Raw genomic sequence first — 15,080 nt, forward strand, 5'->3', positions numbered from 1 at the left:
GTGCCACCCGCGCCTGACTCGGTTCCTGCCGATGCTGCTCGACTGCAAGGACCAGATCAGCATGGCGGTCGGGCTCGAAGTACGGGTGCCGTACGGTGATCATCGCCTGATGGAATACGTGTACAACGTCCCCTGGGCTGAAGCCGTTCTACGGGCGCGAGAAGAGCCTTCTCCGCGCGGCTGCGGGCGACCTGCTGCCAGGTTCGGTGCAGGACCGCGTGAAGAGCCCTTTTCCGTGCGGAAGGCCTCGGCGGACATCCCGGACAGCACCCGGGCGGCCCTCGACCGGACGATCGACATCACGAGGTGGCTCGAGGGCCATCAGCCGGAAACCGACGTCGGCTGAACCCGGGAAGCCCGGGAATTCACGCACCACGGAAAGGCAGCTCTAGGGGAAAAGCCAGTGTTGCCGAAGGGAACTGGACTGGCCCGTCCCGGGCGGTGCACCCTGATTCCCGGAACAACCTCAATACGCTGCTCTCCCGATTGCGGAAGGGGTGATCGAAATGGCCGGCTTGCGGATCGTGCTCACCGGTGGTCCGGAACAGGTTCGCCAAGGCGACTGGATCAGGGAGGTCGACAATCTGCACGACAAGGTCAAGATCATGTCCGGCTCGGGGTATGAGCACTTCTCGCACAATGGCGAGGTCGTCGATATAGACGGCGTTGCTCTTCCGGTTTTCCACTGGTGCGGTACGACCAAGATCGCGGAGTAGCGCCGGGTGGCCGGGGTATCCATGGGCTCCCGGAGTCTTCTCGGGTGTCCGGACCTAGTCCTCGGCCAGGCTCGATATCCCGACCGCGGTCCAGCTTTCGCCGAATCCCAGGGAAACGACTCCGATCGGGTCGCCGGCAAGGTTTGCTGCCCTGGATGACAAGCGCGCCCGTGCGTCTCGGGAGAACGGAGACAGCAAAGTGCCCGCCGCAACGAGGTTGCTGATCCGAATTGTGCGTCCGGACAGAACTGGTCGTCGGGGGAGCAGTTCGGGTCGTCGTCGGTATTAGGTGCTGAGCTTTCGGGGCGGGTTCGAGAGCTCGGATCGCGGACCGGCCTACGCCGATCCGCGGCTACTGACTCTCGGGGAAATCCTTGCCCTGCTTGACTCGGCATACGAGGGCCGACCGCCGGCCCCGATCGGACCCTGCCGCAGAGGTCCCTGGATGAGATGTCATGGGCGAACCTGTCCGGATTCGGTGGGCTGTGCGAGGCCGGTGAGGAGCAAGTCGATCATGCGGCGGGCCTGGTAGTCGGGAAAAGTCTCGACGCCGATACACAGGTTCCCGATGCCGAGCATCAGGTCATAGGCCCGGATGTCCGCGCGTGTGTGGCCGGCGGCGGCGGAAGCTTTCAGAAGCTGGTCGAGCACGGGCAGCAGGCGATCGACGAACTCGGCGTGCAGGCTCTCGAACCCGGCCTGGTCCGAGTGCAGTGCCTCGGCGAGTCCGTGCTTGGTCACGAGGAAATCGGCGAACCGATCCACCCATAACCGCAGTGCTGAATACGGGGTTTCGGCAGCGGGGATGGCGGTGCGGTTCGCGAGCGCGTCGAGCTGGTGTCGGAAGACCGCGACCACCAGGTCGGCTCTGGTTGGGAAGTGCCGGTAGATGGTGCCCATGCCGACGCCTGCTTCGGCGGCGATGTCTCGCACGGGGGCGTCGACGCCCGCGCGGACGAACACTGCGGCGGCGGCCTCCAGCAGCGTCCGTTCGTTGCGCAGGGCGTCGGATCGTTTACGCCGGCCACCGCCGGGCGGTGGCGTGTCGGGCGTGGTCATCTAGAGGCTCCCGTCCCGCTTCCTTCGCGCTCCGACTTGCCAACCGGAACGATGCTCCGTATAACTTGATACGGAGCAATGCTCCGTATCAGTACCTTGCCAGATCGTCGCCCTGCCCGGAACGGGCCGACCTGGCCCATCGCGAGGAAGGTAGTCAGCACATGAGCGACACACTCTCGGCCGGCGTCGACGCGGACGTGATCGCCCCCATCATTTCGGTCAGGCCGGTCACTCTCGCGGCCCCGGGCCGTGGTCAGGACCTGCTGGTGCGCGTCACCGCGCCCACCACGGGCCGCGACCTGCCGGTCATCGTTTTTTCGCACGGCATGACCCTGGGCATGGACGACTACGCACCGCTGGCCGAGTTCTGGGCCGCCCATGGATTCGTCGTCGTCCAGCCCACCCATCTCGACTCGCTCGGGCTCGCTCCCGACGACCCGCGCACCCCGCACATCTGGCGTATCCGGACCGACGATCTGACTTGGATCATCGACCAGCTCGGTGTTGTCGAAGCCGAAGTGCCTGGGCTGGCCGGACGTATCGACCGGGAGCGCATCGCGGCCGCCGGTCACTCCTGGGGAGCGCAAACTGCAAGCACGCTGGTGGGCGCACGGGTCCTCGATGCCAACGGAACGCCCGGCGAAAGCATGGCTGACTCCCGAGTCATGGCCGCGGTGCTGCTCTGCCTGCCCGGAACCGGTGGTGCCGACCTGAGCCCGATGGCCGCCCAGTACTTCCCGTTCATGAGTCCGGATTTCAGCGAGCTGAAAACGTCGAGTTTGATCGTCGCCGGTGACCACGACCAGTCTCCGCTGACGGTGCGCGGCCCGGACTGGTTCACCGACGGCTACCGCCTCAGCTCGGGTGCGACCGATCTGCTGACGTTGTTTGGCGCCGAACACGGGCTCGGCGGCATCCAAGGCGCCCACGACGCCAGGACCACTGACGAGAGCCCGGAGCGCGTCGCGGTCGTCCAGGCGGCCACCGTGGCGTACCTGCGCACCGCGCTGGGCCTGGACAACGATGCGTGGCCGACCACCCGAGCGGCTCTTACGTCGACCAGCGACCCGCTGGGCAGGGTCGACTCGAAGTGACGAGCCTTCGGAGGCTCAGCTTCGGGACCTGGTTGTTGGACCACCTCATGCCGGTGTCCGGTGGCCCGAAGGGACCTATGTTCGAGGGCTGGACACTGCTGTCCGCGCCAGCGGCCCAAACTCGACGACTTCGTCTCGGGCGGCCGCTCCCGGCCGGGCCGGCGAAGATCGCGGCGGGTGTCGATGTCCTCTCCGGCGGCCGGCTCGAGTTGGGCATCGGCGCAGCCACCCACGCGGTCGGAAGTCTCGCCGAAGCGTGCACGGTCATCCGGCGTTTGCGGACCGAGGCCGAGCCGTTCGACTTCCCCGGCGGCTGTCACCGGCTGACGGGCGCGTTCTGCAACCCCAAACCCGTTCAGCGGCCCCACTCGCTGGTCGTGATCGGCGGACGCGCCGAAGCGGTCGCCGAACATGTCGACCGGTGGAACTTCCCCGTGGCGACATCCAGGAGGCGACCTCGTGCCGCAGGGCGCTGGACCGGCCGCGTGCTGAGATCACCCGATCCATCGTGCTGCCCGTCTCCCGCGACCAGCCCGACCACATCCGGCAGGCAGCCCGCGTCGTCCTCAGCCTGAGCACACCTATCCGCGCGAGGTCGCACGCTGAATCGCCGACATCGCTGCCCCGAACCGAGGAACCGCCGATGACGAGAACGCACCCACCGTTCGATCCTGAGCTTGCCGCAGCGCTGAAGGCGGTGCACGAGCATCTGTCGCCGCGCATCACACCCCAAGACATCGAGGCGCTGCGAACCAATCCGTTGTTCGCGGTCGTGGACGAAGACCTGTCCAGGAACGGGACCGTCGAACTGCGGGACCTCTCCGTAACAGGCCCGCCGGACGGTCCGGAGATTCGGCTGCTCGTGCTACGACCTGCGGGCCTGCCGCCAGGGGCGCCTGTCTTCTACCACATCCACGGCGGCGGCATGATCATCGGCGACCGTCGCACCGGAGTGGGCGAGGTGCTCGATTGGGCGGTCGACAACGGCGCGGTTGTCGTATCCGTGGAGTATCGCCTGGCCCCGGAACACCCCGACCCGGCTCCGATCGAGGACTGCTACGCGGGCTTGCTGTGGACCCACGAACACGCCGGGGAAATCGGCGGCGATCCCGACCGCATCATCGTCGCCGGCGCGAGCGCCGGCGGGGGGCTTGCCGCCGGTGTCGCGCTGCTCGCACGCGATCGCGGTGGGCCGCGGCTGCTCGGGCAACTGCTCATGTGCCCGATGCTCGACGACCGGTGCATCACGCCGAGCAGCCAGGAACTCGACGGCGCGGGCATCTGGGACGCCACCAGCAATCTGACCGGGTGGAACGCCCTGCTGGGCGAGCGCCGAGGTGGCGACGGCGTGAGCATCTACACGGCGCCGGCACGGGCGACCGACCTGTCCGACTTGCCTACGTCGTTCATCAGCGTCGGCTCGGTGGAGACCTTCCGGGACGAGGACATCGACTACGCCACTCGGCTGCTGCGGGCTGGCGTCCAGTGCGAACTGCACGTCTGGCCGGGCGGCTTCCACGGATTCGAGGGCATGGTCCCCCATGCTTCGCTTTCGCAGATCGCGTCCGCGGCCCGGGCAGCCTGGGTCCGGCGGCTGCTGGCCGTGGGCTGACTTCCGGCGCCGCCGCGTCCGCGCCTCGCGGGCCGCCGGTGGCCCGGCTCGGCGAGCCGTACCCGAACGGGCGCGTCGAACAACGGCATGCGGTCGGGAAGCTTGTCCTCGTCATCAGGCTGGAGGCGCGGCTGATCGGTGTGGCCACCAGCAGCCCATCTGCGGGGTGCCAGAACTCGGTGATGCGCGGCTGGTGCCGGGTGCACAGCGCGGCGTGAATCGGGGTGCAGGCTGTCGTACCCAAGGACGATCGCGATGGCGACAGTGGATCCTCACGATCGACCGACAAGGACAATCAAATGCGACAAGGAACACCACTGGTGCGTCCGGCACGCGCAACGGACGATCGGGTTTGACGGTGTCGAGCGTCCAGTCCGGCACCGGCAGATCCGGATCGATCACGGTGACGCGGGCGGTGGCGGTGGTGTGGTGCTTCAGGCAGCCAGCGCGTCAAGGAGTTTACACTAGACTGGCTAGTTAAAACTGCTCGATCTGGTATATCCTCGAAGGAGGAGGTGGTCGTCATGGCCGTCACTGAAAAGAACACCACCGAGCCGGTGCGCGCGATCCTGCATCACCACGCGGTGCTGCGCCGAGGGCTCGAACAGCGGGTCGGCGCGCTCTGCGCCGCGGGCGAACGCAACTCCCAGTACGACCAGGAGTTGGCGGCGCTTCAGGGGTACCTGGCGGATGAGATCATGCCCCACGCCGAGGCGGAGGAACGCACCCTGTACGCGGCCGCGGTCACCCAGGCTCGCGGTAGTCAACTCGTGCACACCTTGATCGCCGAGCACCGCGAGCTCGCCGGCCTGGTCGAACAACTCCGATCGGGCGACCAGGGCGCCACCGTCGGCGCGGTGGCGGAAAGCATCGCCACCTTGTTCGCGAGTCATGCCGCCAAGGAAAACGAGCAGTTGCTGCCCGCGCTCACGAGTTCGGGCGTCGACCTTGCGGCCCTGCTCGCGGACATGTCCAAGGGGCTGGCCGGACATCAGCACTGACCTGCGGACGTGCGTACGCGCGCGGTCAGGCGCAACGTCGGCTCCCCGGGCAGGTGGACACCAGGCGGAGGTCGCGAGCTGATGCGCGGTGTGCTGGACGAGGTCCGGTCTCCGCTGAAGGTGGACGGGCGGGAGCCGTTCGTCGAGCCGTCGCTGTGTCTGGCACCGGGCTCGGGTCGCGCCGGCCGCGCGGATGGCTGTCGCGGCCGGTAGTCCTCGCGGCGATTCGTCGGCGTGGGCGGGCGCCAGTTCACTCCGCCGCGCCCGGTGTTGGTCGGGGGGTGCGGTCAGGCGGCGGGGCGTCCGATGCGGACCTTCCACACCTCGGGGCCGAGTTCGAGGTAGTCCCAGGTGAACTGGCCGGCGTGCTCGGCGGCGAACTGGTAGTACAGCGGCTTGGGGTCGTGGTCGTTGACCAGAACGAAGCTCGCCCCGGCGGTCAGGGCGCCGTAGGTGGCGAAGATGAGCTCGTGGCGGCGAGCCGGGATTTCCTGGCGGACATCGAGTTCGGGGCTGGCGGTGGTCATGGCGCTCTCCTCGGTTGACGGGTTGGGGACGGGCAGGGCTTCGGTGGCCGGCAGGCCGGCGAGGTAGTGCGGCAGTCCGTTGAGGCGGTCGGCGGCGCGGGGCAGGCCGCTTCGGTCCATCCGCTGCAGGCTCCGGTTCGCTCACCTCACACTATTCTAGCTTGTTTTTACAATATCACTCGTCAAAACTAGTGGGTAGCGATGGCTGGAGCACAGGCGAAGGGAGCCGTCGATGACGAGCCGAGGCGAATCCCGGCGGGATGTGACGGCTCTGGTCGCCGGGCCGGCGACCGAGGATCTGGTGCTCGACCTGCTGGGCGACGTGATCGACCCCGAGTTGGGCGTGGACATCGTCAATCTCGGGCTGGTGTACGGCGTCGAGGTCAGTGCCACGGCGGTGGCGGTGCGAATGACGCTGACCACACCCGGTTGCCCGTTGCACGCTTACCTTGACGACGAGGTCACCCGCTGCCTCGCCCAGCTGCCCGGTGCGCCGCAGGTGCTGATGGATCTGGTGTGGGAGCCGCGGTGGAGTCCGGCGATGATGACCGACGAGGCCAAGCGGCTGTTGGGATGGTCGCGGTGACGACCGTCGCCGTGGCGCGTCGGCCGGGTCGCTCTGGCTGGGCCGCGCCGGTCATCGCGTTCGGCATGCTGGCGTTGCTGGCCGGGCTGTGGGCCGGGTTGCTGCGCCTCGGATTGCCGATACCGGCCGGGCACACCGACCTGGCCGAGTTGCACGGGGTGCTGATGCCGTTGGGGTTTCTCGGCACGCTCATCGCGGCCGAGCGGGCCGTGGCGCTGGACCAGGCCTGGGCCTGGCTGGTCCCCGCGGCCGGCGGGATCGGTGCGCTGTGGCTGATGGTCGGGTTGTCGGCCAGCACGGGGCAGGTGCTCGTCGGACTGGCCGGATTCGGATTGCTGGCGGTGTTCGCCGAACTGCACCGCGTCCAACCCTCTTGGCACAACGCGACTCAGGCGGCCGGGGCCGCCTGCTGGTGCGTGGCCGGGTCGCTGTGGCTGACCGGGCGGGACATCTCGGCGCTAGTGCCGTGGCTGGCCGGATTCCTGGTGCTGACCATCGCCGGGGAGCGCCTGGAACTGTCCCGCCTGGTCGCGGTCACGACCCGGGGCCGGGCGCTGTTCGCCGGGGTGATCGCGGTGCTGCTGGCCGGGCTCGGCGTCTCGGTAGTCGTGCCCGCGGTCGGGGTTCGGGTGGCCGGTCTGGGCATGCTCGGCCTGGCCGGCTGGCTGGCCGGCTATGACATCGTGCGCCGGACGATCCGTATGCGCGGGGTCACCCGGTACATGGCCGTCGCGTTGGCCGCCGGGTACGGCTGGCTGGCGGTAGCGGGCGGGCTGTGGCTGGCGTTCGGGCGGCTGGCCGACGGCCGCGGGTACGACGCGATGCTGCACGCGGTGTTTCTGGGTTTCGTGTTCTCCATGGTGTTCGCGCACGCCCCGGTGATCGTGCCCGCGGTGCTGCGGGTGCGGCTGCCCTACCACCCGATCGCCTACGTGCCGTTGGCGCTGCTGCACGTCTCGCTGGCGCTGCGGCTGCTGGGCGGTGACGCGGCGGGTGACATCCCGGCCTGGCAGGTCGGCGGTGTACTCAACGAAGTAGCCATCCTGCTGTTTCTGGCGCTCGTCGTCGGCTCCGTGGCGCGGGCCCGCCGAGGAGCCGCGAAGGTGGCCGAGAGCACCGGTACGCCGACGTGATCGGCGGCGAGGTGCGGTCCGCGGGGACGGAGATCTCCGGTCGATCCCGCTTCCACCCAACGTTGCGTGCGCACCACGATAGGCACGCCCCGCCCACTTTCACCGAGGTACCGTCCTCGGCGCTGTGACTGCCTCAAGGGAGCGCTCCGTGACCGATCCCGCGCAGCAACTCAGTTCCAGTTCGAGCTGGAGCCGTTGTGCGGGATTGCCGAAATCGAGGTCGAACAGGTCCTGGGCGCGGCGCAGCCGCTGGCGGAGGGTGTTCTGGTGGATGAGCACGTGCGCGCTCGCTGTGGCGACATCGCCGAGGTGCCGGAGATACGCGAGCAGGGTGGCACCGAATTCGGTGCTGTGCCTCCGATCGTGCTCGAGAATGCGTTCGCCGAGACCGGTGCGCAGCGACGGGTCGCGGCGCACTGTGTCGAGCAGTCGCTTGTGGACGAGTTCCGCGCGTAGTTCGTCCGTCGTGTACCGCCCGTTGGCGACACCGGTGGCACGCAGGTGGTCCAGCGCACTGTCCACATCACGGCGCTTGTCGCGCAGCTCGGACAGCGTCGACACCTCGCCGCTGCTGACCGTGGTGATCTCGAGGTGCAAGGCCCGAGCGGCGCGCTCGTGCAGGTGGGCCACCAGCGTTTCGACCGGGATCGCGTCGCCGGCGGCGATCGGCAGCAGGGCGTAGATCCGGTCGTTGCTCAGCACCAGCGCGGGTTGGTGCCCCAGCGCCCGGCCGTCCTGGGCGAACAGATCGAGCAGGCGCAGGTTGTTGGTGGTGTGCCGGGCAGCGGGTTTCGGCAGGTCAAGCCCGAGCAGCGTGCTCGGCAGGGGCACCTCGACATCCGTGCTCTCCGGGCGGTCGAGCGCGGTGCGGAACGCGAGATTGCGGCTGTCCTGATCGGCATCGAGCTGGCGGCGGAGCGCGAGCATGTGCAGCGCGGCCATCTTGGCCGACTGTTGCATCGGCGCCTCGCATCCGGAGATCGCGATGGTCTCGGGAAAGACCGCCCACAATGAGCCGAGGACTTCGTCTCCGGCCCGGATCACCACCGCGGCTCGCGGCAGGTCGCCTGGCCGCTGATGCCGCGCCACGGTGTCGCTGCGCCAGATCTCCTCGGCCAGATGGTCGGGCAAGGCTTCCTCCGGCACCGTCCGGCCCAGGATTCCGCGGCGCCGGGTTTCGTCGATCGGCTGATCCGGCAGGTTGGAGTACGCGATGATCGCCCGGCCGGTGTCCATGATCGCGACCGCGCCGCCGATCGCCGCCGCTGTCGCGTTGGCGAGGGTGAACAGATCCCCGCCGAGCACCGCTTCCCTGGCCTGCCCATCGCGATGCGTCGCGAGCAACGTGGACACCAGGCGCTGGACCAAGCTCCAGGGCACGCGCAAACCGATCGACACGACAGGCACGCTCGCGTCGGCGGCGCGGTTCAGGAGTTGCCGCGGCACCGGACCACTGGCCTTCACCGCGAGCACGCCGGAGGACCGGGCAGCAATGTGCACCGCGCGGGCCGTCTGTTCCGTGGATCCAAGGTCGAGCCCGACGCCGAGCAGCAGCTGGCTCGGACCGCTCGCCTCGCCCGTCTCCGGGTCGAGCAGTTCGACCCCGCTCACCTGACGCGCGGTATCGCCATGTGCGGTGACCTCCATGACGTCGTGCCGCAGCGCGACGACGAGGTCGGTGACAGATACGGCGCTCATGTCCGCCGTCCTTTCCAGCCGAATGTCGAATCCAACGCTATCAAGGCTCGTGCGGTGTCGGTATCGCCATTGTTGCTCCGTGCTGTGCTTGGCACGCTGAGACAGCCAGTTCACCGACGGAACAGGGAGGCTCAGGTGGAGCCCGATCCAGTCACGAGGACTCGACGTCGTCCTGCCAAGGTGATCGCGGTCCATCTGAACCGCGCCGCCGAGCGGGGCGAGCGCCGATGAACCCTCCTGCTTCTTCAAGCCCAGTTCCTCGGTCGCCACGCACATCGGCGCGGACGGGTTCTCTTGTGCCGGTAAGCGCGACTCCGCAGAAGGAGCGATAGCCATGGGTTCGCGCGTGACTGTGGTGGGCCCGGGCGGCGTGGGTGCCGTCCTCGCCGCCGCGTGCCTTGCGGCCGGCGGGGAGGTGTCGGTACTGGGCAGGCGCGGTCCGCACCTCGCTGCCATCGCCGACCGAGGCCTCCAGGTGAGCGTGCCGGGGGAGCCTCGCGAGGTTCGCCTTCGAGTGCCGGCAGCGTCCGAACCGGCCGAGTTGCCGGAGCCCGACCTCGTCGTGATGTGCGTCAAGAGCCAGGATCTCGCGGCCGCGGCCCGCGGTGTCCGCGGATGGCTCGAGCAAGGCGCCGAACTGCTGGTCGTGGTCAACGGCGTGCCCTGGTGGTTGCCGTCCACAGTGGACGCGTTTGGCGACGATCCCGTGCTGCGGTCCGTCGATCCCGAAGGGGCGCTGTTGCGCCTGCTGCCGCCAGGGCGTGCGATGGCCGGCGTCGCGCACTTCACGAGCGCTGTCGCCGCGCCCGGACACGTCACCCACACCAGCGGCACGAAGCTCCTGATCGGTGATCCGCTCGGTGGCGTCACGGACCGGATCGTCCGGTGTGCCGAGGCGTTCTCGGGCAGTGACCTCGACGTGGCACCGGTGGCCGACATTCGCGTTGCCGTCTGGGAGAAGCTCCTGGGCAACGTCAACCTGAACCCGATCAGCGCGCTGACCGGGGCCACCGTCGCGGACATCCTCGACGACCGCGAATTGTGGCGGCTGTGCTCCGGCATGTTCGACGAGGCAGCCGCGGTCGGGGCGAAACTCGGTATCCCGACCCCGATGACAGCCGGGCAACGGCTGGACATCGCGCGACAACTCGGCGCGTTCCGCACCTCCATGTTGCAGGACGCGGAAGCCGGCCGGCCGCTCGAACTTGCCGCCATCGTCGGCGCGGTGCGCGAACTTGCGCTCCGCACCGGTGTTCCGTCCCCGTTGACCGACGCGGTCCATGCGCTGCTCGCCTGCCGAGAGCGCCTTCCGGGGGCAACTTCCCGAACCCATCGCATCCACGATAACCAGCCAAGGAGGATCTCTTGACTGCCGTCTACCCCGACGTCCGGTCGTCGAAGCCCGCGTCCATGAGCCAGGCGGAATGGGACGCCCGGCTCGAACTGGCCGCCTGCTACCGCGTCTTCGATCAGCTGGGCTGGGTGGAAATGATCTTCAATCACATCACGGTCCGCGTTCCGGGGGAGGAGGGGCACCTGCTCATCAATCCGTTCGGCCTGATGTACCGCGAGGTGACCGCCTCCAACCTGGTCAAGATCGACCTCGACGGGAACATCCTGTCCGATTCGGACTGGCCGATCAACGAGGCGGGCCTGCTGATCCACTCCGTCATCCACGCCGCGCGCCCGGACGCCCACTGCGTCATGCACACCCACACCACGTCGGGCACCGGCGTCGCCTGCCTGCGTGACGGACTGGACCCGAACAACTTCTACTCCGCGCAGTTGCTCGACATGATCGCCTACCACGACTTCGAGGGCATCACGGTCGATCCCGAGGAGAAGCCGCGGCTCGTGGCGAATCTCGGCGACCGCAACCTGATGATCCTGCGCAACCACGGTCTGCTCGCACTCGGACCGACGCTGCCCGCCGCCTTCGCGATGCTCTGGACTTTGCAGCGTGCCTGCGAGATCCAGCTCGCCGCGCAGTCCTGCGGGCAGCCGCTCATGCCCGTCACCGACGAGGCCGCCGTGCGATCGACCCGCGAGTCGTTCCAGCTCGGCGACCGTACCGTCGCGGGCAAATCCCTGTTCGACGCGCTGCGCCGTCGGGTCGATCAGATCGACCCCGGCTATGCGGCCTAACGATTCGGAGCACTGATGACCCAGTCATCCGAGCCCGCCGTCGTCCTCCTCGGGACGGCGGGCGGCCCCCGCGTGTGGGGCGCTCGCGCGGGCATCTCTTCCGCACTCGTGCTCGACGGCGCGGTGTACCTGGTGGACCTCGGTTACGGTGCATGCCGCCAGTTCAAGCTCGCGGGGCTCGACTTCGGGGCACTCCGCGCGGGGTTTGTCACGCACCTGCATTCGGACCACATCTCCGACCTGGCGAACCTGTTGCTGTATGGATGGTTCGAGAACCTGGAGGAAGTGGCGTCGCCCGTCAGCCTCTACGGCCCCGGTTCTCGCGGGCAGGCACCGCCGCTCGGCGCGGACGTCGGTGGCTTGGTGTGCCCGGAACAGCCGGTACCCGGTTTCGCCGACACTGTAAGAAAACTCGTCGAAGCGTTCGCGACCGACGTCAACGACCGGCTGGCGGACAACGCGCGCAGCCATCCGAGCCGGCTCCTGCAGGCGCGGGACATCGAACTCCCCGAGGAGGTGGCATTTCATCCGGAGACCGCTCCTGCGCCACCGATGGAGCCGATACCGGTATATCGCGACGAGCACGTCACCGTGTCGGCGGTTCTTGTGCGGCACGCACCGATGGTGCCCGCGTTCGCCTTCCGCTTCGACACGGAACACGGATCGGTGGTGTTCTCCGGAGACACCGGATACTGCGACAATGTCGTCGCCCTCGCCACCGGTGCCGACATTCTGGTGCACGAGGTAATTGACGAGCAGTGGGTCGGGCGTCGCTACGGCAATGCGGATACCGCGGTGGCCGAGGCGATGATCGCGCACCACACCTCCGCGCACACGTCCATTCCGGAGGTCGGCCGGGTCGCGGAGAAGGCCGGGGTCGGCACGCTCGTGCTGAACCATTTCGTACCCGGTGAAATCGACCGCCCGCGCTGGCACGCGGCGGGCGAGCATTTCTCCGGGAGCCTGATCGTCGGCGACGATCTCGACCGCATTCCACTCTGACAATCCTGATAGGGAGGCTTCGATGTCGCAGCCCCACCAGCGCAGGCAGCTTCGAACCGTCGCCGTGTCCGGCCTGCTCGGCACCGCTTTGGAGTTCTACGACTTCCTGTTGTACGGCACCCTTGCGGCGCTCGTGTTCAACAAACTGTTCTTCCCGGATCTCGACCCCGCGATCGGCACCATCGCTTCGTTCGGCACGTTCACCGCCGGATACCTGGCACGGCCGCTCGGCGGGGTTGTCTTCGGGCACTTCGGCGACCGGCTCGGTCGCAAGTCGATGCTGCAGCTCACCATGATCATCATGGGGGTCTCGAGCTTTCTCATCGGCCTGCTCCCGACCTACCAGAGCATCGGTATCTGGGCACCGATCTGCCTGACGGTGCTGCGCGCCGTGCAGGGCATCGCGGTCGGGGGCGAGTGGGGCGGTTCGGTGCTGATGACCGCCGAGCACGCCGACGGCCGGCGCCGCGGCTTCTGGAGCAGCTTCACGGTGATGGGTGCACCGCTGGGGTCCTTGATGTCGACGGTCGCCGTGCTCGCCGTGACCGCGTTGCCCAGGAACGAGTTCCTCAGCTGGGGATGGCGGGTGCCGTTCCTGGCCAGCATCGTGCTGCTGGGGGTCGGCCTGTTCATCCGGATGAAGGTCGACGAAAGCCCCGTTTTCCGGCAAGCCAAGAAAACCGACCGCACGGGTCCTCCGCCGATTGTGGAGATCCTGCGCAGGCCGCGCACACTCGTCCTCACCACGGGGATCGGCCTTGGGCCGCTGGTGATCCAGGCCCTGTGGAGCACGTTCATCCTCGCCTACGCGGTGCAGCGCGGGCACGCCCAGTCGACCGTACTGGCCGGGCTCGCCATCGGTTCCGCGCTGCAACTGGTCACGATGCCCGCGGCGGCAGCGCTGAGCGACCGGATAGGACGCCGCCCGACCATGCTCATCGGTGCGGTGGCAACGGTCGCGCTGGCCTATCCGACGTTCGCTCTGATCGAGGCGGGCTCCACGGCCGGGTTGATGATCTCGCTGCTCTTCGGCCGAGCCGTGTTGCAGGTCGTGTGCTATGCGCCCTGGCCCGCAGTCATGGCGGAAAGCTTCGGCACCCGAAGCCGGTATACCGGAGCCTCGCTGGGATACCAGCTTTCGTCGGTTGTCGGCGGCGGGTTCACCCCGCTGATCGCGAGCAGCCTGCTCACCGCCGGGAAGGGCGGTATCGGTTACGTCGCGGCGTTCCTCGCGGCCAGCAGTGTCGTGACCGTTGTCTGCGTGCTTCTGATCAAGGAGACCCGGCACAACGATCTGAACGCCACCGGCGAGGAGCCCTCCCAGCCCGGCACCGAGCCGGCGCGGTCGGAAGCCTGATACGGAGTGACCGACATGGGAAGGAACGACCGGGCATGAGCCGGATCACGCGGCGCGCGGCGATGCGAGGCACCCTCGCCATCGGCTCCGCGGCAGCCCTGCCGCTCGCCGTCGCCGCACCGGCCAGCGCGGTCGCGCCACTGAAATCGTCCGCACGAACCAAGGTTGTGCTGTTGGGTACCGCGGGCGGCCCGTCACCATCGGACGGCCGGCGTGGCATCGCATCGGTGCTCGTCGCGAACGGCGTGGGATATGTCGTGGACGCCGGGGCTGCGGCCGCCGGTCAGCTCTGGCGCGGCGGCATGGGATTCGATGCGGTGCGCGGGATCTTCGTCACCCATCTGCACTCCGATCACATCGCTGATCTGTACAACATGGTCTGGCTCAACTGGAAGCCGCGCAAAGCGGGCGACACCGTCCGGCCCGTGCACGTCTTCGGCCCTGGCCGCGCCGGGGGCCTGCCCGACGACGGAGGCCGGCCGGTGCCCGTCGTGAACCCAGCCAACCCCGCGCCGGGCACCGCGGACTATTTCGCGGCCTCGATCGTCGCGACGGCCTACGACATCAACGAACGGATGCGGGACACGGAGCGCGCGGACATCAGGAATTCCTTCACGACGCAGGACATCGAGGTCCCCGACGTCGGAGCCGGTCCCGCCGGTCCCTTCGCGCCGGACATGCAGCCGTGGCCGGTGTACCGGGACGAGAATGTCGAAGTCACGGCGACGCTGGTCGCTCATCCGCCCGTGTTTCCGTCTTTCGCGTTCCGTTTCGACACCCCGGATGGGGCGGTGGTCTTCAGCGGTGACACCGCGGTCTGCGACAACCTCGTCCGGCTCGCCTCCGGTGCCGACGTGCTCTGCCACGAGGTGGTCGACATCGCGTACTACACGGCACAGCAGTTGCCGCCGAAGCAGCTGGCGCATCTGCGAGATTCCCACACCGACGTCACCGACGTCGGGAAGGTCGCCGCCCGGGCCGGTGTCCGCGCACTGGCCCTGCACCACTTCGCGCCGGCTGACCCCGCGGCCGTGCCCGACCACGAATGGGAACGGCGGGTACGCAAGGACTTCGACGGCGACATCGTCATCGGGCACGACCTCGACGAGATCGCCGTCACGAAGCGCAACTCCGCATAGCCTCCCGGTTG

Annotated in this window: 16 protein-coding genes; 13 read left to right on the plus strand and 3 right to left on the minus strand. The window is 68.4% G+C overall.

Translation table 11 applies throughout. The features are described from left to right. Positions 1-31: 31 nt before the first annotated feature. The gene (locus AMYBE_RS0110295) at positions 32-346 is read left to right on the plus strand and encodes an asparagine synthase-related protein (RefSeq protein ID WP_245573177.1); all 315 of its coding nucleotides are present in this window, start codon (positions 32-34) and stop codon (positions 344-346) included. Positions 347-506: 160 nt separating this feature from the next. Beyond that, positions 507-716, plus strand: coding sequence for a DUF5988 family protein (locus AMYBE_RS0110300; protein ID WP_027927542.1), 210 nt, complete (start codon positions 507-509; stop codon positions 714-716). 453 nt (positions 717-1,169) lie between these two features. Here AMYBE_RS0110300 and AMYBE_RS0110305 read toward each other — a convergent pair whose 3' ends face one another. After that, complete coding sequence (locus AMYBE_RS0110305) at positions 1,170-1,775, minus strand: TetR/AcrR family transcriptional regulator (RefSeq protein ID WP_020659294.1); 606 nt, start codon at positions 1,773-1,775, stop codon at positions 1,170-1,172. Between the two features lie 161 nt (positions 1,776-1,936). On the opposite strand from AMYBE_RS0110305, the gene AMYBE_RS0110310 reads away from it, so the two are divergent. The 4 genes from AMYBE_RS0110310 to AMYBE_RS41405 all read left to right on the plus strand — a co-directional run bounded on the left by AMYBE_RS0110310 (position 1,937) and on the right by AMYBE_RS41405 (position 5,482). Further along, entirely contained in the window at positions 1,937-2,869 is a 933-nt protein-coding gene (locus tag AMYBE_RS0110310) for an alpha/beta hydrolase family protein (protein ID WP_020659295.1), read from the plus strand. Between the two features lie 77 nt (positions 2,870-2,946). After that, positions 2,947-3,444 carry an LLM class flavin-dependent oxidoreductase gene (locus AMYBE_RS43915; protein WP_425386945.1) on the plus strand — a complete coding sequence of 166 codons (498 nt, stop codon included), beginning with the start codon at positions 2,947-2,949 and terminating at the stop codon, positions 3,442-3,444. A gap of 68 nt (positions 3,445-3,512) precedes the next feature. Beyond that, a complete protein-coding gene (locus tag AMYBE_RS0110315) occupies positions 3,513-4,481 on the plus strand; it encodes an alpha/beta hydrolase (RefSeq protein ID WP_020659296.1) in 969 nt (322 codons plus the stop codon). 524 nt (positions 4,482-5,005) lie between these two features. After that, positions 5,006-5,482: a hemerythrin domain-containing protein gene (locus tag AMYBE_RS41405; protein ID WP_154676160.1), complete on the plus strand. Its 477-nt coding sequence runs from the start codon at positions 5,006-5,008 to the stop codon at positions 5,480-5,482. Positions 5,483-5,769: 287 nt separating this feature from the next. On the opposite strand, the gene AMYBE_RS0110330 is transcribed toward AMYBE_RS41405, so the two are convergent. Then, the gene (locus tag AMYBE_RS0110330; RefSeq protein WP_020659299.1) at positions 5,770-6,129 is read right to left on the minus strand and encodes a DUF2249 domain-containing protein; all 360 of its coding nucleotides are present in this window, start codon (positions 6,127-6,129) and stop codon (positions 5,770-5,772) included. A gap of 112 nt (positions 6,130-6,241) precedes the next feature. Here AMYBE_RS0110330 and AMYBE_RS0110335 point away from each other — a divergent pair, with 112 nt between their 5' ends. After that, positions 6,242-6,595, plus strand: coding sequence for a metal-sulfur cluster assembly factor (locus AMYBE_RS0110335; RefSeq protein WP_051124673.1), 354 nt, complete (start codon positions 6,242-6,244; stop codon positions 6,593-6,595). After that, entirely contained in the window at positions 6,583-7,728 is a 1,146-nt protein-coding gene (locus AMYBE_RS0110340) for a hypothetical protein (RefSeq protein ID WP_020659301.1), read from the plus strand. The genes AMYBE_RS0110335 and AMYBE_RS0110340 overlap by 13 nt, the downstream gene beginning before the upstream one ends. Positions 7,729-7,827: 99 nt before the next feature. Here AMYBE_RS0110340 and AMYBE_RS0110345 read toward each other — a convergent pair whose 3' ends face one another. Continuing rightward, the gene (locus AMYBE_RS0110345) at positions 7,828-9,426 is read right to left on the minus strand and encodes a PucR family transcriptional regulator (RefSeq protein WP_020659302.1); all 1,599 of its coding nucleotides are present in this window, start codon (positions 9,424-9,426) and stop codon (positions 7,828-7,830) included. A 334-nt stretch (positions 9,427-9,760) separates the two neighbouring features. Between AMYBE_RS0110345 and AMYBE_RS41410 the strand changes: the two genes are divergently transcribed. From AMYBE_RS41410 to AMYBE_RS0110370, 5 genes are read left to right on the plus strand one after another with little or no spacing between them, the layout of a single operon-like run. Beyond that, positions 9,761-10,795: a ketopantoate reductase family protein gene (locus tag AMYBE_RS41410; protein WP_020659303.1), complete on the plus strand. Its 1,035-nt coding sequence runs from the start codon at positions 9,761-9,763 to the stop codon at positions 10,793-10,795. Beyond that, the gene (locus AMYBE_RS0110355) at positions 10,792-11,571 is read left to right on the plus strand and encodes a class II aldolase/adducin family protein (protein ID WP_020659304.1); all 780 of its coding nucleotides are present in this window, start codon (positions 10,792-10,794) and stop codon (positions 11,569-11,571) included. Before AMYBE_RS41410 ends, AMYBE_RS0110355 begins: the two co-directional genes overlap by 4 nt. A gap of 15 nt (positions 11,572-11,586) precedes the next feature. Further along, positions 11,587-12,573, plus strand: coding sequence for an MBL fold metallo-hydrolase (locus AMYBE_RS0110360; RefSeq protein ID WP_020659305.1), 987 nt, complete (start codon positions 11,587-11,589; stop codon positions 12,571-12,573). A gap of 22 nt (positions 12,574-12,595) precedes the next feature. Further along, a complete protein-coding gene (locus AMYBE_RS41415; protein ID WP_020659306.1) occupies positions 12,596-13,930 on the plus strand; it encodes an MFS transporter in 1,335 nt (444 codons plus the stop codon). A gap of 35 nt (positions 13,931-13,965) precedes the next feature. Next, positions 13,966-15,069: an MBL fold metallo-hydrolase gene (locus tag AMYBE_RS0110370; RefSeq protein ID WP_020659307.1), complete on the plus strand. Its 1,104-nt coding sequence runs from the start codon at positions 13,966-13,968 to the stop codon at positions 15,067-15,069. The last annotated feature ends 11 nt before the right edge of the window (positions 15,070-15,080 follow it).

Source organism: Amycolatopsis benzoatilytica AK 16/65, assembly GCF_000383915.1.
In the GTDB taxonomy this organism is placed as follows: Bacteria; Actinomycetota; Actinomycetes; order Mycobacteriales; family Pseudonocardiaceae; genus Amycolatopsis; species Amycolatopsis benzoatilytica.